At 35.3% G+C, this 26,984-nt stretch carries 27 protein-coding genes; 6 read left to right on the forward strand and 21 right to left on the reverse strand.

All coding sequences use genetic code 11. From position 1 onward, the window contains the following. The first annotated feature begins 25 nt into the window (after positions 1-25). The 3 genes from PBT89_RS14880 (at position 26) to murI (ending at position 2,245) form a co-directional block, all read left to right on the forward strand. Positions 26-838: an OmpH family outer membrane protein gene (locus PBT89_RS14880; RefSeq protein ID WP_270062534.1), complete on the forward strand. Its 813-nt coding sequence runs from the start codon at positions 26-28 to the stop codon at positions 836-838. Between the two features lie 35 nt (positions 839-873). Beyond that, positions 874-1,386 carry an OmpH family outer membrane protein gene (locus PBT89_RS14885; RefSeq protein WP_270060127.1) on the forward strand — a complete coding sequence of 171 codons (513 nt, stop codon included), beginning with the start codon at positions 874-876 and terminating at the stop codon, positions 1,384-1,386. A 67-nt stretch (positions 1,387-1,453) separates the two neighbouring features. After that, entirely contained in the window at positions 1,454-2,245 is a 792-nt protein-coding gene (murI, locus tag PBT89_RS14890) for a glutamate racemase (RefSeq protein WP_270062535.1), read from the forward strand. Here murI and PBT89_RS14895 read toward each other — a convergent pair. Beyond that, entirely contained in the window at positions 2,242-3,276 is a 1,035-nt protein-coding gene (locus PBT89_RS14895) for a PorP/SprF family type IX secretion system membrane protein (protein WP_333474141.1), read from the reverse strand. The two genes, murI and PBT89_RS14895, sit on opposite strands and share 4 nt — an antisense overlap. Before the next feature lie 84 nt (positions 3,277-3,360). Here PBT89_RS14895 and PBT89_RS14900 point away from each other — a divergent pair, with 84 nt between their 5' ends. Continuing rightward, a complete protein-coding gene (locus tag PBT89_RS14900) occupies positions 3,361-4,293 on the forward strand; it encodes a NifU family protein (RefSeq protein ID WP_270062536.1) in 933 nt (310 codons plus the stop codon). A 76-nt stretch (positions 4,294-4,369) separates the two neighbouring features. On the opposite strand, the gene PBT89_RS14905 is transcribed toward PBT89_RS14900, so the two are convergent. Further along, positions 4,370-6,634: an inorganic phosphate transporter gene (locus tag PBT89_RS14905; protein WP_270060124.1), complete on the reverse strand. Its 2,265-nt coding sequence runs from the start codon at positions 6,632-6,634 to the stop codon at positions 4,370-4,372. Between the two features lie 229 nt (positions 6,635-6,863). Between PBT89_RS14905 and PBT89_RS14910 the strand changes: the two genes are divergently transcribed. Both PBT89_RS14910 and PBT89_RS14915 read left to right on the forward strand, forming a co-directional pair. Next, on the forward strand, positions 6,864-8,906 hold the full coding sequence (locus tag PBT89_RS14910; protein WP_270062537.1) for a thioredoxin domain-containing protein: 2,043 nt from the start codon (positions 6,864-6,866) through the stop codon (positions 8,904-8,906). 71 nt (positions 8,907-8,977) lie between these two features. After that, positions 8,978-9,871, forward strand: a complete 894-nt coding sequence (locus PBT89_RS14915) for a mechanosensitive ion channel family protein (protein ID WP_270062538.1) — start codon at positions 8,978-8,980, stop codon at positions 9,869-9,871. Positions 9,872-9,880: 9 nt separating this feature from the next. Here the strand turns inward: PBT89_RS14915 and tsaB are convergent, their stop codons facing one another. The 19 genes from tsaB to gcvH all read right to left on the reverse strand — a co-directional run bounded on the left by tsaB (position 9,881) and on the right by gcvH (position 26,948). Further along, positions 9,881-10,543 carry a tRNA (adenosine(37)-N6)-threonylcarbamoyltransferase complex dimerization subunit type 1 TsaB gene (gene tsaB / locus PBT89_RS14920; RefSeq protein ID WP_270062539.1) on the reverse strand — a complete coding sequence of 221 codons (663 nt, stop codon included), beginning with the start codon at positions 10,541-10,543 and terminating at the stop codon, positions 9,881-9,883. 19 nt (positions 10,544-10,562) lie between these two features. Then, the gene (locus tag PBT89_RS14925; protein WP_270062540.1) at positions 10,563-11,843 is read right to left on the reverse strand and encodes an efflux RND transporter periplasmic adaptor subunit; all 1,281 of its coding nucleotides are present in this window, start codon (positions 11,841-11,843) and stop codon (positions 10,563-10,565) included. Between the two features lie 90 nt (positions 11,844-11,933). Then, complete coding sequence (locus tag PBT89_RS14930; protein ID WP_270060119.1) at positions 11,934-13,376, reverse strand: TolC family protein; 1,443 nt, start codon at positions 13,374-13,376, stop codon at positions 11,934-11,936. Positions 13,377-13,437: 61 nt separating this feature from the next. After that, positions 13,438-14,556 (reverse strand): efflux RND transporter periplasmic adaptor subunit, encoded by a 1,119-nt coding sequence (locus tag PBT89_RS14935; RefSeq protein ID WP_270062541.1) that lies wholly within the window; start codon positions 14,554-14,556, stop codon positions 13,438-13,440. 29 nt (positions 14,557-14,585) lie between these two features. Then, on the reverse strand, positions 14,586-15,851 hold the full coding sequence (locus PBT89_RS14940; protein ID WP_270062542.1) for an ABC transporter permease: 1,266 nt from the start codon (positions 15,849-15,851) through the stop codon (positions 14,586-14,588). 1 nt (position 15,852) lies between these two features. After that, on the reverse strand, positions 15,853-17,100 hold the full coding sequence (locus PBT89_RS14945) for an ABC transporter permease (RefSeq protein WP_270060116.1): 1,248 nt from the start codon (positions 17,098-17,100) through the stop codon (positions 15,853-15,855). After that, entirely contained in the window at positions 17,093-17,794 is a 702-nt protein-coding gene (locus PBT89_RS14950) for an ABC transporter ATP-binding protein (protein ID WP_270062543.1), read from the reverse strand. The genes PBT89_RS14945 and PBT89_RS14950 overlap by 8 nt, the downstream gene beginning before the upstream one ends. A 109-nt stretch (positions 17,795-17,903) precedes the next feature. Next, positions 17,904-18,143: a hypothetical protein gene (locus PBT89_RS14955; RefSeq protein WP_270062544.1), complete on the reverse strand. Its 240-nt coding sequence runs from the start codon at positions 18,141-18,143 to the stop codon at positions 17,904-17,906. Positions 18,144-18,154: 11 nt separating this feature from the next. Next, complete coding sequence (locus PBT89_RS14960; protein WP_270062545.1) at positions 18,155-18,694, reverse strand: DUF420 domain-containing protein; 540 nt, start codon at positions 18,692-18,694, stop codon at positions 18,155-18,157. Further along, positions 18,691-19,431, reverse strand: coding sequence for an SCO family protein (locus tag PBT89_RS14965; protein WP_270062546.1), 741 nt, complete (start codon positions 19,429-19,431; stop codon positions 18,691-18,693). The genes PBT89_RS14960 and PBT89_RS14965 overlap by 4 nt, the downstream gene beginning before the upstream one ends. Before the next feature lie 23 nt (positions 19,432-19,454). Further along, positions 19,455-20,096 (reverse strand): hypothetical protein, encoded by a 642-nt coding sequence (locus PBT89_RS14970; protein WP_270062547.1) that lies wholly within the window; start codon positions 20,094-20,096, stop codon positions 19,455-19,457. A gap of 85 nt (positions 20,097-20,181) precedes the next feature. After that, positions 20,182-20,547: a cytochrome C oxidase subunit IV family protein gene (locus PBT89_RS14975; protein WP_270060110.1), complete on the reverse strand. Its 366-nt coding sequence runs from the start codon at positions 20,545-20,547 to the stop codon at positions 20,182-20,184. A 20-nt stretch (positions 20,548-20,567) separates the two neighbouring features. Beyond that, entirely contained in the window at positions 20,568-21,548 is a 981-nt protein-coding gene (locus tag PBT89_RS14980) for a cytochrome c oxidase subunit 3 (RefSeq protein WP_270062548.1), read from the reverse strand. 49 nt (positions 21,549-21,597) lie between these two features. Then, positions 21,598-22,179 carry a cytochrome c oxidase subunit 3 gene (locus tag PBT89_RS14985; protein ID WP_270062549.1) on the reverse strand — a complete coding sequence of 194 codons (582 nt, stop codon included), beginning with the start codon at positions 22,177-22,179 and terminating at the stop codon, positions 21,598-21,600. Continuing rightward, on the reverse strand, positions 22,170-23,072 hold the full coding sequence (gene cyoE, locus PBT89_RS14990) for a heme o synthase (RefSeq protein ID WP_270062550.1): 903 nt from the start codon (positions 23,070-23,072) through the stop codon (positions 22,170-22,172). Before cyoE ends, PBT89_RS14985 begins: the two co-directional genes overlap by 10 nt. 90 nt (positions 23,073-23,162) lie before the next feature. Further along, positions 23,163-25,292, reverse strand: coding sequence for a gliding motility protein RemB (locus PBT89_RS14995; RefSeq protein ID WP_270062551.1), 2,130 nt, complete (start codon positions 25,290-25,292; stop codon positions 23,163-23,165). A gap of 111 nt (positions 25,293-25,403) precedes the next feature. Next, entirely contained in the window at positions 25,404-26,126 is a 723-nt protein-coding gene (locus PBT89_RS15000) for an energy transducer TonB (RefSeq protein WP_270060105.1), read from the reverse strand. A 62-nt stretch (positions 26,127-26,188) separates the two neighbouring features. Continuing rightward, positions 26,189-26,554 (reverse strand): VanZ family protein, encoded by a 366-nt coding sequence (locus PBT89_RS15005; protein WP_270062552.1) that lies wholly within the window; start codon positions 26,552-26,554, stop codon positions 26,189-26,191. A 13-nt stretch (positions 26,555-26,567) separates the two neighbouring features. Next, complete coding sequence (gene gcvH, locus PBT89_RS15010) at positions 26,568-26,948, reverse strand: glycine cleavage system protein GcvH (protein ID WP_270060103.1); 381 nt, start codon at positions 26,946-26,948, stop codon at positions 26,568-26,570. Positions 26,949-26,984: the final 36 nt, after the last annotated feature.

Here is a 26,984-nt window from a genome sequence, read left to right on the forward strand (position 1 = left end):
GCATGATATTTTCTATCTACCAATTATGAAAAAAATATTCCTTATCATACTAACCATACTTTTACCCCTGGGAGCTTTTTCTCAACGCGGACTCAATATTGGTTATATTGACATGGATTATATTTTAGAGAATATTCCGGAATATCAGGAAGCATCAAATCAACTTGATAATCGTGTGCAGGATTGGAAAAATGAAATAGATACTAAAAAAAGAGAAATTTCTGAAATTCAGACTCAGCTTGAAAACGAAAGAACTTTATTAACTAAAGAACTTTTAGAGGAAAGAGAAGATGATATTAAATATCTTCAGGATCAATTAACCGAATATCAACAAAAAAGATTTGGCCCGGGTGGTGATTATATTTTACAAAAGCGCCAACTAATTAAACCTATACAAGACCAGGTTTTTAACGCAGTTCAGGAAATAGCTGAAAGAAGAAAATTTGATTTTATTTTTGATCGAACCTCAGATATTGGTATGATTTATGCCAAATCCAATTACGATATGAGCGATCAGGTAGTAAGAATTATTACAAGGGCTGCCAATAGAGAAGAGATTGAAAGCCGCCAGGATCTTATAGAATTACAACAAGCAGAAAATAGAACTGTAGAGCAGGATTCAGTAATTCAAGCTCGGGAGCAAGCCTCTCAAAATGCCAAAACAGAGCGCGAATTATATATTGAAGAGCGAAGAAGAAAACGTGATTCTACGAGAGCTGCTAAAAAAGCGGAGTTCGAAGAAAGAAGGGCACAGATATTGGAAGACAGAGAACGAAGAAGAGATAGTATAAACGCAGCTAGAGAAGCTGAAGCCAGAATTAAGGATACAATCAATTAACAAATAATTACTTTAACACTTAATAATTAATTAAAATGAAACAATTCAAAACACTTTTTATAGCCCTAGCCTTAACATTGGGAGCTACAACATTTGTAAATGCGCAGGATTCTAAAATCGCTCACATTGCAACTCAAGATCTTATCGAGTCTATGCCAGCCTACAAAGAAGCAATGACACAGCTTGATAAGCTACGAAACACTTATGATGCTGAGATCAAAGATATGATGAATGAAGCTCAAAAAACATTACAACGTTACGAAGCTGAAGCAGAAACTGTAACTGAGGAAGAAAATCAAAAACGTTCTATGGAGTTACAAGGTGCGCAAAGAAGAATTCAAGAACGCAGCCAAAAAGCTTCTCAGGATCTTCAGAAAAAACAACAAGATCTTGTAAGACCAATCTTAGAAAAAGCTCGTGGAGCTATCCAAAAAGTAGCAAGAGCTAAAGGATACGACTATGTATTAGACTCTACAACAGGTGCTGGAGTAATCATGGCAGATGGTTACGACTTAATGCCAGCTGTAAAGACTGAATTAGGCATGTAATTTACCTAAAAACATAAAATTCTATAAAAACTGCGCAGATATCTGCGCAGTTTTTATTTTTGGAGCTATGGTAAAAGATAAAATAGGCATATTTGATTCTGGGATAGGCGGTACCTCTATATGGAAAGAAATTCACGAACTTCTTCCCTTCGAGAATACTATTTACCTTGCAGACAGCGCTAATGCTCCCTACGGAATAAAAACTCGAGAAGAAATTGTGGCATTAAGCCGGAAGAACACCATTAAACTTTTAGAATTAGGCGCTAAAATAATTGTTGTAGCCTGTAACACCGCAACCACCAATGCAATCCAGGAGCTAAGAACCGAGTTTGACGTACCATTTATAGGAATTGAACCAGCAATAAAACCAGCTGCTTTAAAATCGAAAACAAAAACGATTGGCATTCTTGCAACCAAAGGAACGCTTAGCAGCCAATTATTCTCAAAAACTTCAGAGTTGTATACGCAAGATCTAAAAGTTATTGAAGTAGAAGGAAATGGTCTTGTAGAGCTTATTGAAGCCGGTAAGATTAATTCCGAAGAAATGGATATCTTATTACAGCACATTCTAATTCCGTTTCAGGAACAAGCTTTAGATTATCTGGTTCTCGGTTGTAGTCACTACCCCTACTTGATCCCTAAATTACGTCATTTTTTCAGCAACGATATATCAATCATCGATTCTGGTGAAGCGGTTGCCAGACAGACAAAAGCAGTCTTGGAGAAATTGAAAATATTGAATACTAATTTTCAACAAAAAGGAGAATGTAAATTTTACACGAATACTAATCCAACTGTGCTTCAGAAAATAATTAATCCTGAAAAAGAAGAATTTCAGGTAAAGCAAAAAAAATTCTAATTTATTGCGGGACAGTGACAATCGTATCGCTCTCTATTCTTTCCGAAATTATAACCTAGTGTAAGTTGATGGAATCCATTATCACTTAAAACCATTGTATTTAATTGATAGCTGAAAGTGTACCCAAAAATAAACTGTTTATATTCAATACCTAAAAACGGTGTGATATATTTCAAACTTTGGCGAGCTACTTCTTCCCCATTTCTGTTATATTCTGAAGCATCAAAACTATGCCGATAAGAAGCACCTATCCACCCAAGACCAAAATCAAAATCTTTATAAGCTTTTAGATTTGCGTCTACACTACTCTGCGAATTTTGCTCTCGTAACTGAAATAAAACTGAAGGTTCTAATCCCCAATCATCTTTATAGAAATCAAAAACATAACCGGCAGACGCCAAATATTTTCTCTGATTATTAGGAACAGCATCTGAATAAAATAAATCGCGCTCTACAGAAATTATATTCTTAGCTGCAACATGCGCATAGAAATCCATGTAGTAATAAGACAATCCCAAATCCATATTAGCAAAAAAATCGGTTGCATTACGGCCTCCAATCAAAGGATCAAAAACTGTAAACTGAGATTGGTCTAAACGATGCTGAATAATTCCCCCACTAATCCCGAATGATAATTGATTCAGATTGACGTTATCGCGAGAAAACATAAGATGATAAGCAAAAGTACCATAAGCACCCAATTTGGAAAAATAACCATTTTCATCTCTAAAAAAAATGGTACCTAATCCAACCTTTTCACCTAGTCTTCCATTAACACTTAAAGTTTGTAAGTTGGGTGCATCCTTAACGTCAAACCATTGCTGCCTTGCGGTTAGACGTATCTGATTATAATTGGAAGCGCCCGCCATAGAAGGGTAAAGAAGATATAAATTATCTGTCAAATAATCGGAGTAGGTTGGGATAACTTCTTGTGCTATCGCATTATTGACTGGAAAAACGAAAAATAAGCTTAAAATCAATAAGCCTTTGATTCGTTTAAAAACTATAAAATTAGGGTAAAATTTTATCAAACTATATTTCGCAATATTAGATAAGTTAAGTAATAAATCTACAAGATAACTTTTGTTTAGTATTTTTGCCAAAAATTGAAAATAATGGAAAATTACAAAATTAATATACAACATACTACACAAACTCAGATTGTTAAATTTGAAGCTAACAAATTTTTAACCAAGCATGAGAATTTTGAATTCAAAAATATAGATGAAGCTGCAAAATCGCCTATAGCACAACAGTTATTTTATCTTCCCTTTGTAAAAACAGTTTATATCTCACAGAATTTTATCGCTATTGAAAAGTACGATATTGTAGAATGGCCAGAGGTAGAGCAAGAAGTAGCTGAACAAATAGAATCTTACCTTAATAAAGGTGGAATCATTATCAAAAACGATGAAAACGAGCAGAAAAATATTCCGGTAACTGTTTATGCTGAAAGCACACCTAATCCAAAGGTAATGAAGTTTGTTGCCAATCGTAAGCTTGTGCTTCATGCGGCAGAATTTAAAAATATCGACGATGCGAAGGATGCACCTTTAGCGCAACAATTATTTCATTTTCCATTTGTAAAAGAAGTTTTTATTGATGAGAATTATGTGAGCATTAATAAGTTTGATGTTGCCAGTTGGGAAGAAATCACCATGGAACTACGTGAATTTATCCGTAATTTTATTCAGGATGGAAATTCGGTTTTAAACAATGATGCCGTTACCACTTCTACGGAAAAAAATAATACAACCGAAGATGCTGCAAAAGCCCCAAAGCCACAAATTAATATTGATGAGTTAGATGACACTTCACAACAGGTTGTGGCGATATTGGAAGAATATATTAAACCTGCCGTTGCTAGTGATGGAGGGAATATCTTATTCGATTCTTACAATGAAGAAACAAGAACAGTAAAAGTTATTTTACAAGGTGCTTGTAGTGGCTGCCCATCGTCTACGATGACATTAAAAAGCGGAATCGAAACGATGCTTCGTGACATGCTAAAAGGAAAAGTAGATTACGTTGAAGCTATAAACGGATAGTTTTCTAAAAATTATAAGATACAAAAAAAGCCGCTTATCAATTTTAAGCGGCTTTTTTATTAATACTAAATATTTATTATAAAGTGCTTTTTGCTTCACGATAAAAATCCTGAAATAATTGCAATAAACTCATCGTAGACGTTATTAGATCGCGGGTTTCCAATAACAATCCAAAATATAATTTTGTATTACGAGGACTGGTCTCTGATGTTCTAATCCTATTAATTTGCTTCTGAATTAAGTCTGAAACATAATCCAGTAATTCCTGCTTATCTGTTAGAATTTGATCTATTTTCCCAAATTCGTGATTATTGAAAGTATGCTCAATATCATCGAATAAAACCTGCATACGATCGTCAACCTTTTTCAAATCTCTAATCTGATTAAACTTCAGGTTTTTATGATTATTATGAACGTGGTTATAGCTATTACGGGTAATAAATGCTATAGACTGCGTCATATCCTGAAGATAATCCAGAATCAAAATATAAAATTTACTGGCTTCAACAGAGTCATCATCTAGCGATTTAATAAAATAAAAAATATTCCCCTTTAAATCATCTACTTCCTCTTCAAGCTTTCCTATAGCTTTATTATTTTTCTTCAGTTTGCCAAGATCATGATAACCAAGATTATCGACCGTCTTAGTGTACATTCTATTAATCCCGTGTATTACACTAGAAATATTCTCTGAAGTTTCGGTGGTAATTTCATTAATAGTAATAATATCGGTACGATTATATCGCTTATTTTTCTTCTCTTCTTTCGATTTTCTAGAATGCATTATTCCGCTTCTTACCACAAGAACTACGGCTAAAATGATTAAAACAGCTAAGGCTATAGTCCCTCCGTAGTAAATGATACAAGCAAAAATTGCTGCTGCTGTAAAAGCTACTAATGCTGTTACAAACCAACCACCAATTACATTAAGTACTCCTGCAACACGATAAACAGCACTCTCGCGGTCCCATGCTCTATCTGCTAAAGAAGAACCCATAGCTACCATAAATGTTACATAGGTAGTAGATAATGGTAATTTAAGGTTTGTACCTATAGAAATTAAAATACTGGCCACAACCAGGTTTACAGAGGCTCTAACCATATCAAAGGCCGGAGCATCTAAACGCTTACTTCTAGAAGTATTTTCTGGCTTTTCAAATTTCTTATCTATTTTATTTTTAACCACTTTTGGCACTACGGTAGAAACAGCTCCACTAACTATAACAGAATAGCGAACAATACTTCTGGAAAGCCAATTGGGTTCAAAACGTTCTACTCCATCTCCTTGTCTTGCCAGGTTCACTCCCGTTTCTACTACTGCTTTGGCTTTACTGCTAAACCACAGAGTTACTACCATAACACCACCTGCTATGATTAGCAAAAACTCTGGTGTAGGAACGCTCCCGCTTAAACCGCTCATCAAAAGCTCTGAAGGTAATGTTCCTGAAGATTGATACGCAGCTTCCCATAAAGTGAAAGATTGCCACGCAGCAATAGGCACTCCAATAAAGTTTACCAAATCGTTACCAGCAAATGCTAACGCCAATGCAAAAGTTCCTATAACAATAATTACCCTAAGAATATTTAGCTTGAAAATACTCATTAAAAGCTGACTGATAATCGAGAATATTACAAAACCAATAAGTATTATTAATAGCGTATTTTCATTTATAAAATTTAGTGTTTCTTCAGAAAGGTAAGTAACACTTTTAAGACCTTTTATAAGGATAAAATAAAGGATAGCGGTTAATGAAGCTCCACCAAAAGCACCTCCAACATATTTCATTTTTTTCTCAAACTGAAAAGAGAAAATAAGTCTTGATATATATTGAACCAGCAACCCTATTATAAAGGCAATAACTACCGCCATTAAAATACCTATAATAATCTCTGTCGCCTTACTGGTATTTATATAATTTGTTAATAATCCTAAATCGCCACTATCTTTATAGATCTTAATTACAGCTATACTTACAGCAGCACCCAGTAATTCGAAAACAATAGATACTGTTGTCGAAGTAGGAAGACCAATAGAGTTAAAGAAATCGAGCAGCAGTACATCTGTAATCATTACCGCCATAAAAATGATCATGATTTCTTCAAAATAGAATTGCTGAGGCAGAAAAATCCCTTTTCTGGCAACCTCCATCAAACCACTCGAAAATATCGCACCTACAGCTACACCTATACTGGCAACGATTAAAATGGTTCGCATTGAAACGGCTTTAGACCCAATAGCCGAATTCAAAAAATTGATGGCATCATTACTTACTCCTACCACCAAATCTGTAATTGCCAGTGCAAGAAGGGCCACCAGCATTACAATGTATACATCTTCCATAAATCCTATATTTTCAACCAGCAAAAGTCTTTCTTTTTTTTCAAATTAAAAGCGCTCCAAGGTTACCAAAACTTTAATTAATTACTACCTCCAAAATATAGGCTTTGTGCTGATTTTGAGAGACAAATATAATGATCTCACCTTTAGATTGTCATTACGAACGTGAAGTTATCTAAACTTCATTGCACCAAAACTTTTAAATTTTACTACCTTTTATTAAAAATAGGTTATGGAATCCCCGCAGTTTACTAATGATTTAATAAATGAAAGTAGTCCGTATTTGCTTCAGCATGCCCATAATCCAGTGGATTGGAGAGCATGGAATAAAACGGCATTACAGGAGGCAAAACAGAGTAATAAGCTACTTATTATAAGTGTTGGCTATTCGGCTTGTCACTGGTGTCATGTAATGGAGCACGAGAGTTTTGAAGATGGAGAGGTAGCTGATATCATGAATGCGCATTATGTTTCTATAAAGGTAGATCGTGAAGAACGACCAGATATCGATCAGGTTTATATGCAGGCCGTACAAATAATGACCGGAAGTGGTGGCTGGCCAATGAATATTGTGGCGCTACCAGACGGCAGGCCTGTTTGGGGTGGCACTTATTTTAGAAAAGAACAATGGATAAGCGCCTTGCGCCAAATTAGACAGATTTATGAGAAAGAGCCGGCGCAATTAACTAATTATGCTGAAAAACTTGAAAAAGGACTACACCAATTAAACACTCTTGAAATTGGTAAAAATGACGTAGAATTCTCTCAGGATAATTTGAAGATTTTTTTAGAAATCTGGAAACCATATTTGGATACTAAACTTGGAGGTAGTAAAAATGCTCCAAAATTTATGATGCCCACTAATCTGGATTTTTTACTGCGATATTCTTATCAATTTCAGGATACCCAGTTAAATGATTACGTTCTTCACACACTAAATAAAATTTCTTTTGGGGGAACATTCGACCATGTGGGCGGTGGTTTTTCCAGATATGCTGTAGATGCAAGATGGCATGTTCCGCATTTCGAGAAAATGCTTTATGACAATGCTCAACTGCTAAGCGTTTACAGCAAAGCTTATAAACTTACTCAAAATCCATGGTTTAGAGAGATTGTTGAAAAAACAGCCCTATTTATCGAAAATGAGCTTACAGATAGTTCGGGAGCATTTTACTCTGCTCTGGATGCTGATTCTGAAAATGAAAGCGGAAAACAGGAAGAAGGCGCTTACTACACCTGGAAAAAAGAAGAACTTCAGAAGTTATTAACTTCAGATTACAACTTATTTGCTTCTTATTTCAACATCAATGAAAAAGGATATTGGGAAAACGGAAATTATATTCTTTATAAAACCGAAGACGACAAAAGCTTCGCCAAGAAACATCAAATCTCGCTAGAGAAACTTCAAAATAAAAAAGAGAAATGGACTGGTATTCTTTCAGAAGTAAGAAAAAAAAGAAAAAGGCCAGGTCTAGACGATAAAACACTTACTTCTTGGAACGCAATGACGATTACAGGTTTTTTGGATGCTTATGCTGCTACGGGAATTACCAGGTTTTTAGAAATTGCTAGTAAGAATGCCAATTTTATATTTGAAAAACAGTGTAGTTCAGATTTTAGATTATACCATTCTTATAAAAACGGAAAGAGTAAGATTAATGGCTATCTTGAAGATTACGCATTTACAATTGAAGCTTTTGTTAAGCTCTATGAGGTTACATTCGATGAAAAATGGATCGATCTGGCGAAAAAGATGCTTCAATATAGTATCAAAAATTTCCATAATGCCGAAAATGGACTTTTTAACTTCACATCTTTAGAAGATGATCCATTAATAAGTACTCCGGTAGAATTCACCGATAATGTGATACCTGCTTCTAACTCAGTAATGGCTAATAATTTATTTAAACTAAGTAAATTATTGAGGAATATGGAATATCAGGATATCGCCGTTAAAATGCTTAAAGTTATTTCAGAAAAAATCGAATCCTACCCTATGGGATATTCTAACTGGCTTCAACTATATATGAATATGAGTAATCCTTATTACGAGGTTGCAATTCTTGGTAATAAAGCAATGGAGTATAAAACTGAAATTCAGAAAAATTATAATCCTAATTTGATACTTTCAGGAAGTAAAGTAGAAAGCGACTTGCCTTTACTTGCCAACAGATTTATTAACGGAAAAACCCAAATATTTTTATGCGAAGAGGGTAAATGCCAGCTACCCGACCAAAATTTAACGAGCGTTTTAAATAATATACAGCTGGTTTAACAAAACTTAAACGAGAATTTCTCGCATTTACTCAAAAAAATTATTCTATTTGTGAAAACTACTAAAAAACTATGGATAAATTAAACGACTTTTCTGCTGTAGCGAAAGAATACGCTAAAAAATTTATTGATTTTCTACCCGACTTAATTGCAGCTATTTTAATCCTAATTATCGGTTTTTGGATCGTAAAAAGGATAATAAAATTCATGAAAAATGCACTGCAAAAAAGAGAATACGATCCTGCTTTAGAAGGCTTCCTTGCTACATTGGTAAACTGGGCTTTAAAAATATTGGTAATTATTGTTGCCATCTCCCAAGTAGGCATAGAAACAACCTCTTTAGTGGCCATTCTTGGTGCTGCAGGTTTAGCTATAGGTCTTGCATTACAGGGATCTTTATCAAACTTCGCAGGAGGAGTTTTGATTATCATCTTAAAACCTTTTAGAATAGGAGATTGGATTGAAGCACAAGGAGTTTCTGGTAGTGTAAAAGAAGTAAATCTTTTTTATACTAAGCTAGATACCTTCGGAAATCAGGAAGCTGTAATTCCAAATGGTAGCTTGGCAAATGACAACATTGTAAACTATACTGTAAACGGTGTTCGTCGCGAAAATATGACTTTTGGTATTTCTTATGACGACGATATAAAGAAAGCTAAAGAAGTATTGATGAATCTTGTAAAAGAACAGGAAGGTATCGAAGCAGATCCAGCGCCACAGGTATTAGTTGGAGAACTTGGTGACAACTCGGTTAACTTTTATGTGAGATATTTTGCATCCAATACTGTATTTTGGGACCTCCACTGGTATATGCTAGAAGAAGGTAAGATAAGATTGGAAGAAGCAGGTATGACCATTCCTTATCCACAAAGAGATGTTTATCTTTACGATCAAACAAAAATGAATGGGACTGTTTTAAAAGAATCAGAAAAATCTAAAGACAGTTCTGAAGACAAAGAACTATAAGACAGCAGATTATCCTGCTACAAAATCCTTTAAATAATAAGGCTCAAAATAAGCGACATCTTCCATGTCGCTTATTTTATATTTATCAAATGCTATTACACACATTTCTTTTGCTGAAGGAAGCTTATCTTCTATAAAAACAGCATTAGGATGCTCACAAATTTCTTTGAATTTAGCAACTCCGTTCCCAATAAAATAAACTGTTCCTTTCGACAATTCTTCCGTAAATGATTCTTCGGAAAGTATTTGAGCTTTTGTTTCTCTAACTTGGTTAAATACTGAATCGAATACTGCGGAATATACTTCCATTCTTCGAGCATCCAGCATTGGGATAATCTGCTCCTGTGGTTGTGGAGCTACTTTTTTAGCCAAAGCAGTTAAAGTAGGCACTGAAATTAACGGAATATCCTGAGCAAAACATAAACCTTTTGCGGTAGAAACACCTATTCTTAATCCAGTATAAGACCCAGGGCCTTTACTTACAGCTACAGCATCAAGATTATTGATTTCAAGCTTATTTTCTTTGAGTATCTGATCAATAAAAACATGAAGCTTTTCGGCATGCGAATAGCCTTTACTGTTATCTTCTTTTAAAGCAATTAAATTACCATCTTCACACAAAGCAACCGAACAATTTGTGGTTGCTGTTTCCAAACAAAGAATTATAGCCAAAATTTTAATTTTTTAAACTCTAGTCTTCGCTGTTACCGCTATTTGAGACCTCAACTTTATCTCCAGACTTAAGAGTTTTTGTTACCACATTATAAGGACCGGTAATTACGGTTTCTCCTTCTTTCAGACCTTCTGTAATCTGAATGTTAGCATCGTCCTGAACACCGGTTTTTACAACGCGCAATTTAGCTTCTTCTCCATTCTTAACAAAGACACACTCATAAAGTTTAGAAGGGTCTGTTTCTTTTGCTGAAGCTGGCAATGACCCTGTTTTGGCAGAGGTTGTATCAGATTTTACAACAATAGCACTAATTGGCACTCCTATTACGTTATTCTTTTGGTTTGTGATAATATCTACGGTAGCCGTCATACCCGGTCTAAAAGGCGAATAATTCTCGCCCCGCCCTTCTAAAAGATCTTGGTAAGATTCTTCTAAAATTCTTACTTTCACTTTAAAATTGGTTACCTGGTCTGTTGTTAATTCACTATCTGCAGAATTAGAAATTTCGGTTACCACTCCTCTAAATTCTTTTCTCAGGTACGCATCAACCTCAACTGTGGTAGAATCTCCTACTTCAACTTTTACGATATCATTTTCATTAACATCAACTTCAACTTCCATATTAGAGAGATTGGCTACTCTCAAAATTTCGGTACCTGCCATCTGTTGTGTTCCTACAACTCGTTCACCTAATTCAGCATCTAATTTAGATATGGTTCCACTCATTGGAGCATAAATGCTAGTTCGACCTAAATTATCCTGAGCTTCGGTCACAGTCGCCGCTGCGCTTTGCATGCTATAGTAAGCAGACTCTTTATTAGCTTCTGCTACTTCGTAATTAGACACTATACCATCCCACTCAGCCTTTGAAATTACTCCTTTATCGAATAAAGTTTTGTTACGCTCATAATCGGCTTTTGCTTGTTTTAAACTAGCCTGAGATTGTGCATAATTTGCACGAGTATTTTCCATACTGGCTTGAGAACGTTGCAAGCTCGACTGGTAAAGATCTGGGTTAATTCTAACCAAAAGATCACCTTTTTCTACCTGTTGCCCTTCTTTAATGGGAAGCTCAATAATTTCTCCTGAAACTTCAGAAGATAATTTCACCTCTACTTCGGGCTGAATTTTCCCGGTAGCAGATACTGTTTCAACAATGTCCAATGGTTTAATTTCTGTAACTTCGATCTGCTTAAAATTACCGCTCTTACCGAACATTCCCGATTTTTTACCTACAACAAGTAATATAATTAGCACTATTACTACACCAAGAATGATAAAAAGAGTTTTCTTTTTCATTTATAAAATTTTTAAACGCAATCATTTTTAATCATCAATCGTAGATGATCTATTATCTATTATTACTTAAATCTACTAACTGGGGTAAATTTAAAATCGTAAATCTGAAACCGGAACTCCAAAGTAAAGCTCCAATACTTTTAATTTGAAAATATAATCATATTTAGCACGAATCACCTCGCGTTGCGCATTTTCAAAACGTAACTTAGATTGACTAAAATCAAAAGCATTTGTTAATCCTACATCGTAACGTTCTGTAGCATATTCGTTAGCTTGTTCCTGAGATTCTGCTGCAACTAATGCCGCTTCGTAAGCTTCAAAAGCACCAGAGGCATCTACGTAAGCCTGATAAACATTTGCTTCAAGATCTAGCTCTGCCTGTTCTAATTGATATTCTGCTCTACGCGCATCTACCTGGCTTCTTCGTACCTGGTTTCTGGTTGAAAACCCATTAAATACAGGAACGCTTAATTGAAACCCATAAGAAATACCATCATTTAACCATAACTGATCGATAAAAGGACGTGGACCTATAACTGTTGGAACCGCAGGATCACTAGTCTCCGTCACAACAGGCTCTCCTGTAGATTCTACATAACCAATCTCTGTAATTGAAGTTCCCGGAGGATCAAAATATTCAATTCTATTTGCTCCTGTCTCTCTGGTATTATAATTTACAAAAGCTCCTAAAGTTGGCATATAAGCTCCACGCGCAATTTCAACGTTTTGTTGAGCAATTTCTTTATTTGCCTCTGCAATTTTAATTTCAGAACGTTCTTCTTTTGCTCTTTCAATAATATCGTAAACTGAATTATTTAAAATCTCAGCTCCAAAAATATCGTAGTCATACTCTACAATATCGAAGTTTTCATAATCTTTAATTAAAAGCATTTGCGCCAGGCTAATTAAAGAAATCCTTATGTTATTTTGAGCTACAATAATACGTTGTCTTTCGTCGGCATCTGTTGCCTTAATTTCTAAAAGATCCCCTCTTGGCAAAGATCCTGCATCTACCAGCTGTTGCGTACGCTCTAATTGCTCTTGTGTGACTTCATTTTGAGATTTTAAAACCTCTAGATCCTGTTTTGCAAAAAGCACCTGTAAATATGAGTTTGCAACATTGAGCGTAATATCATCCTGCATCTTATCGAGCGAATACTGTGCTGAAAGCTTAGCTAATTTTGCACGCTGTAATTGCTTATAATTACGAAGGCCATCAAACAAATTGATGCTTGCTGTTACCCCTGCAGAAAAGTTTCTTGTAGTCTGATTCTGAAGGACCCCCGTGGTTACATTTTGGGTTAGACCTGTATTCCAAGAGTTACTGGCATTACCATTTATCGCCGGTAAAAGATTACCTATCGCATCTTTTTTATCGATTTCTGAAGCTTCCACATCAAGCTCAGATTGCTTTACAGAGATATTATGCTCCAAAGCATATTCTACACATTCTTGTAAAGTCCATTTTTTCTCCTGTGCGTTGGTGATGAACCCAACGAAAAGTAAAATGGTTAAAAAACTAAATTTCTTCATAATTAATATTGTAAAAGATATGTCTAACGAAAAGTTGAGATGTTACAAAAACTTATACTTTTTAATTAGCAGCAAGGTTTTGTGCTGGTTTCAATTGATTCCAAACTTTAATTTTAGCGTCTTTATCAATTCCGCTCTTAATTTCTACATAAATGCCATCGCTAACGCCAAGCTGAATATTTTTACGCTCAAATTGTTGATTTCCGGTTTCAATTTCTACATAAGGTTCTTGTGAATCAGAATCAAACTGAACCAGGGCCTCTTTAATAGCAAGAACATCTTCAGCCTTTTCAAGAATTATCGAGGCATTTGCACTAAGACCTGCTCTAATAAAAGTAGCATCAGCTTTATCCAATGTTCCTTTAATTTCAAACTGAATCGCGCCATTTTCCTCTACTCCTTTAGGAGCAATATAATCTAAAACAGCATCGAAAGTTTTATTCTCGATCGCACCAACAGTAACTTCAAGAGGCAAACCTTCTTTTATTTTTCCTACCTCACTTTCGTCTACTTTTCCTTCAAAGATCATTTTATTTACATCAGCTAAAGTTGCTAAGGTAGTTCCGTCGTTAAAATTATTAGATTCGATTACCTGATTTCCTGTTTTCACCGGAACATCTAAAACCATCCCGGTTACGGTACTTCTTATTAAAGTATTGGCAGCAACACCTATCCCGCTTGTTGTTCCTGTTTTTACAATCTCAAAATTTTGTTGAGCAGATTTATAATTTTGTTCTGCTCTTTGATAGGCAACTTCAGTATTATCAAAATCGTTTGCAGAAATTACTCCTTTATCAAATAAAGATTTTTGACGATCATACAGCTTCTTCTGATTATCTAAATTGATCTTTGCTGTAGCTACTGCATCCTTTGCACTTTGCAATGAAGTTACATTTGGGATCACTCTAATCCTAGCAATTAAGTCTCCTGCCTCTACAGATTCTCCCGCTTCAACATAAATTTCATCAATAATTCCGCTAATATTAGGCTTTATTAGAATCTCTTCTAACGGTACTATATTACCTGTGGCCACTGTCTTCTTGGTTATTGTTTGAGTTGATGGTTGCTCGGTTTGATAAACTACAGGATCTTCTTGACCTTTTTGAAAGTAGTAATACAGCGAACCCAAAAAGCCTATAAAAATTATGGCTAAAATAATGATGGTAACTGTTCTTTTCATTTTTGATTGTATTTATCTTAGGTTTGATTCTATTCGGTTCTTAAAGCGTCTACCGGCTTTATTTTAATTGCGTTTTGCGCCGGGATTAATCCTGCGAGTAATCCTGAAATCACTAAAATTGCCAGCGCAATTAATACCACGCCAATATTTACTGATGGATTTGCAAACATCATTTCTGAAGTATCCACTCCTTCTAAAACTTTATTGATGATGAAAATAACGATGGTAGAAAGTATGATACCTACCATCCCTGAAACAATCGTTAAGAATATCGATTCCAATAAAATTTGCCCTCTAATATTCCAAGGACTTGCGCCTAAAGCTCTTCGAACTCCGATTTCATTAGTTCGTTCTTTTACTACAATGAGCATGATATTACTAATCCCAATTATACCAGACAGCAACACCAAGGTACCCACAAAATAAGCTACAAATCGAAGCGCAACAAATAATCCGTTTATCCGGCTATACTCTTCATATAAATCAAAATTCCCTACTGCTCTATCATCATCTGGATGCAGCGTATGTCTTGTTTTAATAACATTAAAAATTCGGTTTTTAAGCTCGGTAATAGAATGATCGTCATCTGCGGTAATTGCCATCCAACCCACAATATCTCCCATATTAAAAGCCTGGGAATATGCTGAAAAAGGCACGTAAATTTCCTTTTGCTGCTCTTCTATATCTCCGCCGCCGCTTCCTTTTTTCTTATAGGTGCCAATCACCATAAAGTTGACCCCGTTAATTTTGATGTATGAGCCTAAAACTTCTTCATCTAAATCGTACAAACCATCTTTTACCCCCTCACCGATAACCGCTACTTTTCTCTTTTCTTCAATATCCGAATAATTAAGAAATCTACCGGAAGTTATATCCATTGGCTGTTGCTTTATAATTTCAGGATAATCGCCATACACATTGTAAGCACCGCTATTTAGACCTCGCACAACATTATTAGCTCCTCCAAAACCACCTAGTTGATTTCTGGGTGAGACAATTGACAAGCCGGGAACATTTTCTTTTATAGCCTCAACATCACTTGTTTTAAAATTATACTCTCTTCCCTTAGGAAGCCCTTTGTAGGATTTGGAAACGGTTCTGGACCACATAAACATAGAATTTGTTGCCATATCTCCGAATCCCTGCTTCACTCCATTTTCTAAGCCTTTACCCGCCGCCAGAAGTATTACCAGTATAAAAATCCCCCATAATACACCAAAGGCGGTAAGCAGTGTTCTAAACCAATTGGAGGTTAATGCTTCTATAATTTCGTCCCAGCGATCTCTACTAAACATATTATTCGTCTCTTAAAGCTACAATTGGTTTTATTCGTGCTGCTCTGTATGCAGGAAAAAAACCTGCTAAAGCACCCGCAACTATCAATATTACAACTGTAGATAGCGCAACGTTAAAATCAACCGTTGGGTTATACAAAAAATCTGTTTGAATTAAAGGACCTGCTAGATCCAACAAAATTAATCCTGCAATTAATCCCGTTAATCCCGCAAAGGAGGTTACAAAAATAGATTCGTGAAGCACCATCCCTATAATCGAAAGTGGCTCGGCTCCCAAAGCTTTTCTTACACCAATTTCTCTAGTACGTTCTTTGACGATAATTAGCATTATATTACTTACACCAACCACACCGGCAATAATGGTACAGATACCCACTCCCCAAAAGAATATCTTGATCATTCCCATAAGATCATAAAATCGCTTAGTATTCTCTAGCATATTGTTTACTCTTATGGCACTGTTATCATCTGGAGCTACAGTATGCTTTCCTTTTAAATAGGTTTCTACCTTATCTGTAAAACTGTTTGACGCTGCAAGCGCTTCTTCGTAAGTATCTTTAGGTTCTAATGTAAAACTTAGTAAATCGATATTATTAGCACCACTAAAAACTTTTTGTGCTGTTTTGATTGGAACGAAAACCCGACTCTCTTCTCTTTCTCCACCGGGATCGGTATAAACGCCAACTACCTGAAATTTGATTCCTGAAATTTCTACGTATTGCCCAATAACATCATCTGAATCCTTGAAAAGATCGAGCTTTACACGATTTCCGATTACGGCTATTTTCGTTGATTCCTCAATATCTTTATGATTAAGAAACCGTCCTTGGACCATACTACTGTTTTCGAGAAATTGATAATCTGGATAAACGCCTTCTACTCTATAAGAACCAGACTCTTTACCATAAGTAATCATACCAGACCAAATACGATAGATTGAAGAATTAAGTTCTAATTCGTTTTTGTTATCCCGTTTTGTAAACTCGTAATCTTCATTTTTCATTTGAATTTGACGTCCAGGATTCAAACCTTTGTATTCTTTGGTAGTTACCCCGGGATAAACATAAATCACATTGGCAGCATCAGATTGGAATTCTTTTTCAATACCATGCTTCATGCCTTCACCAATACCAAGAAGAATCACAAGAATAAATATTCCTGAAGCAACTGAAAGCCCGGTTAAAAACGTTCGCAATTTATTCTTGCTTATCGTTTCGAATATTTCCTGCCAACGCTCTAAATCAAACATTCTGTAAAGCTCTTACCTGATTAACTTTAGTATCATCGATAATTAACCCATCTTTTAGATTAACAATTCGCTTGGTCATTTCAGCAATATCATGCTCGTGTGTTACGATAAGAATAGTTCTTCCTTCATCGTTTATTTTTTGGATAAGATCCATGACCTCGTAGGAAGTTTTAGTATCTAAGGCTCCGGTAGGTTCATCTGCTAAAAGTACTTTGGGATCACTTGCTAAAGCTCTGGCTATTGCTACTCTCTGTTTCTGCCCACCAGAAAGTTGATTTGGCAGGTGATGCATCCACTGGGCGAGGCCTACTTTCTCTAAATAAGCTTCAGCCCTATCCATTCGCTCTCCACGTTTTATCCCTTGGTAATAAAGTGGAAGCGCAACATTATCTACTGCAGATTTGTAATTAATAAGATTGAAAGATTGGAAAATAAATCCCAAAAACTTGTTTCGGTAACGAGCAGCTATTTTTTCGTTTAGATTTTTAATAGCCACACCATCTAATGTATAGGATCCTTCGTCTGCTTCATCGAGCATACCAAGAATGTTAAGCAGTGTAGATTTACCAGATCCTGAAGAGCCCATAATAGAAACGAGTTCCCCTTCAGCAACATTAAAATTTATTCCCTTTAAGACATGAAGAGAATTGTTTCCTGTTTTATAAGATTTGTGTAAATCTTTAATTTCGATCATAACATTTTGATTGATGGTTAGAAGCAAAATGAATGCCTTTAACCATAAGACTAAAATCTTTACAAAATGTTACAGGAATTTTTAAAATTATTAAGAAAAAGAATTTGATTTAAGACTGCGACTTACTTTTTCTATAAGAGCGATAAATATAGTATCCCAAACCGCCAACGAGTAAATAAGGAAAAACCATCAAATAAAGAATACCATCATTAATGCCTTCAGCAGCATTTTGAGAAGCTTCACTTTCTAAAACAGCTCTACACATTGCACATTGGGCATTAGAAACCACAGGAATAAATAGTATTATTAAAAACGAAACTATCCACTTTTTGTTAGCTCTTGTATTCATATTAAAATTGTTTAATAATACGGAAACATAAAAACGTAGACCAAAACGCCGGTTATCGCCACATAAAGCCAGATAGGGAAGGTCCACCGCGCTATTTTCTTGTGCTTTTCATATTCTGCAGTCAAACCGCGATACATCGTAAATAACACCAAAGGAATTATTATTGCTGAAAGTGCTATGTGTGTTATTAAGATGAAAAAATATACATACTTCAGCATTCCTTCACCTCCATAATGTACGGGCTCATTACTAATTTTGGAAATCACATAACTTACTAAAAATATGGACGACAAAAGAAATGCAGTGATCATTACATTTCTATGAAGTTTATACTCCTTTATTTTCATAAAAAAGTAACCCATAAGCAGTAAAACTGCCGTAGATCCATTCAGCACAGCATGAAACAACGGAAAGGTTCCGGATTCTGTCCCTAAAAGATTATACCTTTCTGGCAAGTTCATTAAAATAAGCACCACTATTGGAATTAAAACCGATAGTGCGATTATAACCGGTATTGCTATTTTGTCTGTTTTAGTTAAAGCTCTTTTCACAACAATGTTTTGATATCTTCAATTAAAATATCGATTTGAGGTTCTTCTTCACCTTCAGCAATCGATTTATTTCTTTCTACAAATCCTCTATAGTAAATTAAAGGATTCCCAAACTTATCTTTTCTTGATCGTATATAGCCCTCTTTATCGATCAAAGCAAACATCCCAGAATGTATAAAACCTCCCTTTACGCTCGGATCTTCTCCTGCATAGGTTTGAAATCCTGCGTTGGCCAATTTATAAATATCGTCACGATCTCCCGTCATTAAATGCCAGTTTGGATTGCTTACACCATAGCGATCGGCATATTCAGATAAAACTTCAGGCGTGTCATGATCTGGATCTATTGAAAAAGAAGCTATACCAAATTGATCTTCGTAAGATTTTAATTCATCCTGAACTTCAACAAGATTCTCGCTCATTATAGGGCAAATTGTTGGACAGGTTGTAAAGAAAAATTCTACAACGTATACTTTCCCTAAATAATCTTGATTACTGATGGTATCACCATGTTGATCAATAAATTCAAAATCTGGAGCTTTTCTTTTTTGTCCATTCAATTCAACAAAACCAACCTCGGGCGAATTTTTTGCTTTTTTCTTTGTTCCTTCTTTGTTAAGTCGATCTGCAGATACGACCTCACCATCTTTAACCCTATCAATAATTTTAGGAATAAAAATAATTCCGAAAATTAAGATAACAATGGTTACACCTATGTACGAATATTTCTTCTTCATTTTACCGAATTTCTATTATAATCCTAATAATCTCGATCTGCATTATTCTTTTTTAAAGCCAATCTGTATTCCGCTAAAATCACTTTAACATCATCATTCATTTTATTGGTTAGTTCAGCAATATCCCTAGAATCATAACCATAAAGATCTTTACCGTCATCATCATCTCTACCACGTAAATTACCAGCTTTATCTACAATAAAAACGTAAGGAGAATATAAATTACCAGAAAGTTGATAGGGACTTTTGAAGCTTTTAAATATCGTTTCAATTTCTTGTGAGGAACCAAAGATAAATTTCCATTCTTCTGCATTAGTTATGCCTTCAAATTCTTTTGCAAAAGCTTCAGCATCTTTTCTTGCGCTTTCAGGCAGTATTATTACGAACTGAAAATCATCGAAACCATAATACTTCTCTAAGATTTTCTTATCCAAATTAAAGGTATTTCCTCTAAACTCTTCAAGATTACTTCCGAAGAAGGCTACAACACTAATATGATCTCTTAAGGCAACCGCATCCCCATTATAGGTAGACAAATTGGAAATTTCTGTCACATTCTCTGTTAATACCGGCAACTTGGCAAAATTATTCTTACCTGAGGCAAAAAAAAGATAGGCTATAATCGGGAGTGCAAAAAGTACTGTAAGTACAAAAAATTTCTTCATAGCAGCAATTCAGAAAAGGAGTACAAAAATAAAAAGACGGTTTTACAAAACCGCCTTTTCTTAACATTTTAACTTTTGGATTATATTAAAAATCCCAAGCTATATAACCGTTTTCATATACTTCGTAAATATATCCTCCTTCGGTTAAAAGTATAAAGATTAAATATATTGCTAAAAAGATACCAGACCAAACTACGGCTCTTCTTAAGCCTTTAGTTTCGTGTTCCATGTGCATAAACGCCCATGCAATATAATATGCTTTGTATAAGGTTAGAATAATAAATATCCAGTTTAATAGGTGCATACCTATTACCGTTGTTTCAGTTAAAAAAGGAGGTCTTAAAATCCCCAATATTACCTCTACAATGGTTACTACTGAAAGAATTGCAAATACCTGCCATATTCTTTTTGTACTTGATTCGTGCTGATGTGCTGTATTATCGTGTGCCATAATCTCTTCGCTTCAAAAAATTAAACAAGGTAAAAGAAAGTAAATACAAATACCCAAACTAAATCTACAAAGTGCCAGTATAAACCAACCTTTTCTACCATTTCATAACTTCTTCTTCTCTCATAAGTTCCAACAATTACATTGAAGAAGATAATAACATTGATTATTACTCCAGAAAGTACGTGAAAACCATGAAAACCGGTAATAAAGAAAAAGAAATCTGCGAATAAAGGTGGCCCATATTCATTCTCTGTTAAATTAGCGCCCTCAACAATACCAACAGCATTATTATCTAACCATTTTTGAGAATCCCCTCTGGATAAAATGGTTTTTTCTCCTTCTTCGTTAAAATCTAGAGTTCTTATGAATAAATTATCGTTAGCTGCGAAGCCTTCTTTTATTTCTTCTAGTGTAAATTCAGAAACTGTTGATTCACCTTCAAACCAAACACCGGTGTTGTTGGCATGAGTTACTCTTTCTCCTTCGTGTGCTACTGCAATATCTTCTAAAGCTACTCGATGACCTTCACCATCTACAAATTGAAGAATTTTACCTCCCTTAGTTTTTAGAGCACCATATTCTCCCTGAATAAAATTAGTCCACTCCCATGCCTGAGAACCAAGGAAGATTAATCCTCCAATAATGGTTAAAAACATATAAGTAGTCACTTTACCCTGTTTCATTTGATGACCAGCATCTACAGCTAGCACCATTGTAACAGAAGAGAAAATAAGAATAAACGTCATTAATGCAACGTAGTACATTGGTGCATCTACCCCATGTAAAAAAGGAAAGTGATTGAAAACCTCATCGGGTATTGGCCAAGAATCTGCAAATTTGAATCTGGAAAACCCATAAGCTGATAAAAAACCTGTGAATGTAAGTGCATCGGAAAGGATGAAAAACCACATCATCAACTTACCATAGCTGGCTCCAAGTGGCTGGTTACCACCGCCCCAAGTTTTACCTTCGGTACCTGTTCTAACAACAGTAGCGTCCATAAGAAGAAGTCATTTAATTTTAAGTGATGCGCAAAAATACGCAATTTTATTATCTAAAGAAATATAAAAAGAAAAACAGGTAAACCCACAGTAGATCAAGGAAGTGCCAAAAAGTTGCACCAAGCTCTAATCCAAGTGTTTGCCCGTTGTAGTAACGCTGTTTAAAATGATTATAAATTAGCACTAAAAGCACAACCAAACCTCCCGCCAAGTGGGCTAAATGCGCTAAAACCAAAACATATATAAAACTTGTCGTAATTGTACTTTCACTACCAGTAAAATAATAGCCTTCTTCTACAATACTTGCAAAACCTTGAAATTGAAATACTACAAAGACAGAAGCTAAGACTAAAGTACCAATTAAAAAAGCAGTCCCATTAGTTCTATTTCCTGCAATTATATTCTTTTTCGCTAAAAACATCGTTATACTACTAACCACAATAACAATAGTGCTCCATATGAAAGATTTAGGTAAATCAAATTCCGTAAGCCAATCAGGCCTGCTTTTACTCACTACGTAAGCACTCGTAAGACCTGCAAACATCATTACCATACTAATTATAGCAAACAGAAGCATCATCTTTTTTGCACGATTCCTTCTATCTTTCTCGCTTCCTCTTGTTAAATCCATTCTCTTATAAATTTATCCAAAACATAAACAATTTGTAATAAAGTGATATACGAAACACTGGCGAGCATCAGACGTTTTGCTGCTTCTGCCGTTTTCAATTTATAAAGTTTTAGCGCATAATAAAGCATCCCCAATCCTAGAATTAAAATAATAATTCCCGAAACCGGTGTAAGATATAATCTACCTGTCACACCAAATACCGGTATCAAAGAAACTAATATCGTCCAGACCGTATATAAGATAACTTGTATTGCTGTTCCTTTATCTCTTTTACCAGTGGGGAGCATAAAGAATCCTCCCTTTTTATAATCATCATATAACCACCAACCAATTGCCCAAAAATGCGGGAATTGCCAAAAAAACTGAATCATAAATAGTGTACCTGGCTCGATACTAAAATTACCCGAAGCTGCTACCCATCCTAACATAAAAGGAATCGCACCAGGAAAGGCCCCTACAAAAACAGATAATGGTGTTTTAGTTTTAAGCGGAGTATAAATACTTACATATAAAAATATACTAATCCCACCAAACATGGCTGTTTTAGGGTTAATAACATATAGCACTACTAATCCCAAAATAGTAAATAGGCTTGCGATAATAAAAGCACTGGTAATCGACATTCTACCTGCGGGAATAGGGCGATTTTTTGTCCTATTCATCAATGCATCAAGATCCCGTTCAATTATCTGATTGTACGCATTAGATGCACCAACCATGAGGTATCCACCAATAGCAAGAAGAAGTACCGTTACGAAATCAACAGTTTCAGCACCTAAAAAATAGCCAGCAACAGAAGAAAAAACCACACTAATTGCAAGACGCATTTTGGTTATTTCCTTAAAATCCGATAATATTGAAGTGGAAGTACTATGTACGCCTGCGCTGCTCAAAAACTACTTTTTATAATTGGCGCAAAGATACTCCTTAATTAGGTTTTGGCAAGGCCGCACAATTGTTAATTTTTTAGCAAGCTTAAAAGTCTAGTAATCGTAGTACCAGTTAAAAATATCTGTACGTATTCCAAAGTTAAGCCAAGTGGTAGAAATATCGAAGTTATTCACTGTATTCACGTCGGTATTCATATTTCTATAAATAAAACTACCGTATAGCTTCAAATTGGTTTCTGGATTAATAATGTACCCTGCTTCTAATTGACCGAAAAAGGAAATACCAGTGTTACCCTGCCCTATCTTCACACCATCATCAAAAGGTCTCTCTCTATAACTTCGGTAAATATTTTCTCCATATGAAAAAGGATCTTCAAAAGAATTAAAGTCAAAACCCCTTTTCCCATAGATCATTTTTGCCATCCCATACCAACGATCTTTTTTATACCTACCAATGGCAATTATTTCTCTAAAATTCGCACCCCATAGATGCGCCATGGATTGATTGGCATGGCCATAATTTAAAACGGGTTTTCTATGGGAATAAGTATAAGGTCGAACCTGATTGTATTCTAACTGAAGGAAAAGATTAGGAACGTCGAATGCATTAAAGTATTTCAACCCCAATTGATAACCCAATTTATTCTTCCAACTCTTTTTCCCTCCAAAAATATCAGAAGAAGAAAATTCATCAATAATCCATTGCCCATAGGCATTCAACTGATTATTAATTTTATATTTTGCCGTAAGCCCTATTAAAGCATTCCCCCCGTTAGGTCCCGTAGAGAATTCTATCGCTCTGTAGAAAATAACTGGATTCAAATAATTAAGATCAAAACCTCGATCGTTATCACTCTCCCAAATTACAGACTCAAACAAACCAATATTAAGACGTTTTGTAACATTCAAACTTAAATAATGATTAGCCATGAATTTGGTTTTAAAACTACCATTATCATTAACCTCTGGACGTACATCGCGTAAAGACATCCAGGTATTGGTATATTTCAATTTCCAAAATTCAGTATCTAATTTTAAATAAGGAAAAGGAGAAGCAATATCACTCATCAACAAAGAACGATAACCATCTCCTATAAAATTTTTACCATGCCCGAACTGAACATTAAAGAATTTTGAAGGACTATAGGAAATATAACCTTCAGCAACCGGATAATCATAGGCATTATCTCCAAATGGCTTCGCTATTCCACGTGCAGGGATTATAGCTGGATCGCCACCAGCCGGCCGAAGAGACTCTGCCCAATTATTATAATATCCAGCAAACTGGCCTTGATTTTCGTAAACTACCGCATAGAAATTTAGATTCTTGCCTAGCCCACCCTGAAAAATAGCAGCTCGAGTATTATTATAAGTATAGTCTCTGCTATCATCATTAAAATCTTTACCTAATTGAAGATCTAAAGCAAAATCGAAAGTAAACCAATAATCATCGGTTTCAAACCTAACCATATGCTCATTCCAGATTTTACGCCCCACTAATGTTTTTCGATCTTGAAATAAACGTTTTGAATCTCCTTCTAAATCGTAATACTTAGATACATCTTTAAATAAAAATGGTTTTGAAGCAGTATGCGTATTTGTTCCTATTTGGTTAAGCGCCGCATCGAATCTGGAATAATATTCGTGAGAAAGCGGAATATTGATATTACTACTGTAACGAGGATTAGTGAAGATTTTAGACTTTATTGAATCATATTCATCGGCTGCCTTTACCAACTCGTTTTCAGCAAAATCTTCTTTGCCCTCCTGAGCGATTACTGGAGCATTTACTGAAGTTATATTTTCACTTCGCACCTCTTGTATTAGATTGCTTTCTAAAGGAACGTTAATAGGCAATCGAAATTGCATATAAGTAGGCTGCGCATTGTACATCGCAGGCTGTATTTGCGGTAAAAGAGAAAACACTCTTTCTACTTCCTCTTTCAAACTTTCATAAGCAGCATCAACATACATTACTCGAAAAGCACCGGTTCTGCTCACTTCAAAAATCACAGTAATTTGCCCACTATATCTTTTCTCTTTCAATGCAGAAGGCACTTGGAAACGCTCTACTACAAATTCTGTCAAAGTAGTATTAAAACAAGCTTCAGAAGCACTATAGTTTACAGTTTCGCACTCCGGAAAAACGGGATAAACCTCAGCGTTCTGGGAATGCAAATTAAAAAACGAGAAGAATATGATTGGAAGTAGGATATACTTCATACCAGGATAAAAGATTTTTCGGGTTGAAAGATACGCTATTTAAAGCTATCCTGAAATAAAGAAATCCCGGATTTACCGGGATTTCTTAAATATTTTATAAAACGTAATTTTTTAATCCTGAATTTGGAAAACAATTGGCAGTGAATAAACAACCCCAACTGGCTTACCTCTTTGCTTACCAGGTTGCATTTTAGGTAATTTATTTACAACTCTAGCAGCTTCCTGCTCTAATCTTGGGTGTGGAGCACGAGCTCTTACCTCTGTAATATTACCTTGTTTATTAATTTTAAACTGAACAATTACTCGAGTAATACCCGATAATCCAAGCTCTGACCCTAAATCTGTATCGAACTCTTTAACTACAAATTTCTGAACTTTTTCACTCATACAAGCTTTACGCTCATCATTGTTCTTAAGGTTCTCACATCCTGGGAAGATTGGCACATCTTCAATTACAGAGAAAGGAACATCTGCAACCTCTTCTTCAGAAGGTGCTTCAACCACTTCCTCTACCTCTACGATGTCTTCAAGACTGGTTTCTGTAGATTCGATTTCATCTTCTTCTACTTCTTCCTCGTCTTCCACAACTTCAATCACCTCTGGCGCCGGTGGTGGTGGCGGTGGTGGTGGAGGCGTGTTTTGCATTTGAGTAATTGGAATTTCTTCGTCTTCTAATTGATCCATCTGTACCATTCCGGTATCGATATCAGACTTGTCATAAGTCTTCCATTCGATAGCCTGCCAGGTTACAAAAAGAACCAATATTAGACCTAATTGAAGAAACAATACGCTTCTTCTGGACAAATCTGCTTTAGGATTTTTCTTAGGTTCCATAATGGTTATTGATTAATAAGGTTTGCTAAAATAAATATTTTTTCCAAAAAATTAAACAAATATCAGTTTTTAACCTTTTTGAGTGGTCCCTCAAAAGCTAAAAAAAGAAATGATGCTATTAAAACACCGGTTGAATTTGCGACAACATCCCACCAGTCGGCTTGTCTATAACTAGTAAGCGTCCCTTGTAATACCTCAATTAACATACCAAAAGCAATACAAGCTAAACTTATTTTAACTATTGTCGACTTATATGCTGTTTCTGTATTGGATTTTAGAAAAAAAGCCAAATTCCAAAATACAAACAACATTAAATAGGCAGATGCATGTAGCATCTTATCGGTTACACTAAATCCTCCTACTTCAAATTCTGGTGTAATTTTATACAACGAGAAAAAAAGCAGCGTTGCCGTGTAAGCTCCTGCCAAAAAAAAGGCAATTTTAGCCACCGATTATTTCTTTATATTCTTGGGCCGTAAGAAGATCTTCAAGTTCAGAAATTTCAGAAAACTTAATCTTAATCATCCAACCGTCGGTATAGGGATTGTTATTTACCTTTTCCGGCTCATCTTCCAGACTATCATTAAACTCAATAATCTCTCCCGTAAGTGGTAAATAAAGATCTGAAACTGTTTTTACAGCCTCTACGGTACCAAATACGTCTTCGCGGTCTAGAGATTCGTCTACAGATTCTACCTCAACGTAAACAATATCTCCCAACTCACCTTGTGCAAAATCTGTGATACCTACAGTTGCAATGTCACCATCAATTTTAACCCACTCGTGGTCTCTGGTGTACTTTAAATCCTCTGGAATATTCATAGTTATGTTTTATATAGCGACAAAGTTAATTTTTTC

The sequence above is a fragment of the Zunongwangia sp. HRR-M8 genome, assembly GCF_027594405.1.
In the GTDB taxonomy this organism is placed as follows: Bacteria; Bacteroidota; Bacteroidia; order Flavobacteriales; family Flavobacteriaceae; genus Zunongwangia.

Excerpts from the sequence above, each read along its gene's own strand:
- PBT89_RS14880 (WP_270062534.1), top strand. The coding sequence starts at position 26 with ATGAAAAAAATATTCCTTATCATACTAACCATACTTTTACCCCTGGGA.
- PBT89_RS14885 (WP_270060127.1), top strand. The coding sequence starts at position 874 with ATGAAACAATTCAAAACACTTTTTATAGCCCTAGCCTTAACATTGGGA.
- murI (WP_270062535.1), top strand. The coding sequence starts at position 1,454 with ATGGTAAAAGATAAAATAGGCATATTTGATTCTGGGATAGGCGGTACC.
- PBT89_RS14900 (WP_270062536.1), top strand. The coding sequence starts at position 3,361 with ATGGAAAATTACAAAATTAATATACAACATACTACACAAACTCAGATT.
- PBT89_RS14905 (WP_270060124.1), bottom strand. The coding sequence starts at position 6,634 with ATGGAAGATGTATACATTGTAATGCTGGTGGCCCTTCTTGCACTGGCA.
- PBT89_RS14910 (WP_270062537.1), top strand. The coding sequence starts at position 6,864 with ATGGAATCCCCGCAGTTTACTAATGATTTAATAAATGAAAGTAGTCCG.
- PBT89_RS14915 (WP_270062538.1), top strand. The coding sequence starts at position 8,978 with ATGGATAAATTAAACGACTTTTCTGCTGTAGCGAAAGAATACGCTAAA.
- PBT89_RS14925 (WP_270062540.1), bottom strand. The coding sequence starts at position 11,843 with ATGAAAAAGAAAACTCTTTTTATCATTCTTGGTGTAGTAATAGTGCTA.
- PBT89_RS14930 (WP_270060119.1), bottom strand. The coding sequence starts at position 13,376 with ATGAAGAAATTTAGTTTTTTAACCATTTTACTTTTCGTTGGGTTCATC.
- PBT89_RS14935 (WP_270062541.1), bottom strand. The coding sequence starts at position 14,556 with ATGAAAAGAACAGTTACCATCATTATTTTAGCCATAATTTTTATAGGC.
- PBT89_RS14940 (WP_270062542.1), bottom strand. The coding sequence starts at position 15,851 with ATGTTTAGTAGAGATCGCTGGGACGAAATTATAGAAGCATTAACCTCC.
- PBT89_RS14945 (WP_270060116.1), bottom strand. The coding sequence starts at position 17,100 with ATGTTTGATTTAGAGCGTTGGCAGGAAATATTCGAAACGATAAGCAAG.
- PBT89_RS14950 (WP_270062543.1), bottom strand. The coding sequence starts at position 17,794 with ATGATCGAAATTAAAGATTTACACAAATCTTATAAAACAGGAAACAAT.
- PBT89_RS14955 (WP_270062544.1), bottom strand. The coding sequence starts at position 18,143 with ATGAATACAAGAGCTAACAAAAAGTGGATAGTTTCGTTTTTAATAATA.
- PBT89_RS14965 (WP_270062546.1), bottom strand. The coding sequence starts at position 19,431 with ATGAAGAAGAAATATTCGTACATAGGTGTAACCATTGTTATCTTAATT.
- PBT89_RS14970 (WP_270062547.1), bottom strand. The coding sequence starts at position 20,096 with ATGAAGAAATTTTTTGTACTTACAGTACTTTTTGCACTCCCGATTATA.
- PBT89_RS14975 (WP_270060110.1), bottom strand. The coding sequence starts at position 20,547 with ATGGCACACGATAATACAGCACATCAGCACGAATCAAGTACAAAAAGA.
- PBT89_RS14980 (WP_270062548.1), bottom strand. The coding sequence starts at position 21,548 with ATGGACGCTACTGTTGTTAGAACAGGTACCGAAGGTAAAACTTGGGGC.
- PBT89_RS14985 (WP_270062549.1), bottom strand. The coding sequence starts at position 22,179 with ATGGATTTAACAAGAGGAAGCGAGAAAGATAGAAGGAATCGTGCAAAA.
- PBT89_RS14995 (WP_270062551.1), bottom strand. The coding sequence starts at position 25,292 with ATGAAGTATATCCTACTTCCAATCATATTCTTCTCGTTTTTTAATTTG.
- PBT89_RS15000 (WP_270060105.1), bottom strand. The coding sequence starts at position 26,126 with ATGGAACCTAAGAAAAATCCTAAAGCAGATTTGTCCAGAAGAAGCGTA.
- gcvH (WP_270060103.1), bottom strand. The coding sequence starts at position 26,948 with ATGAATATTCCAGAGGATTTAAAGTACACCAGAGACCACGAGTGGGTT.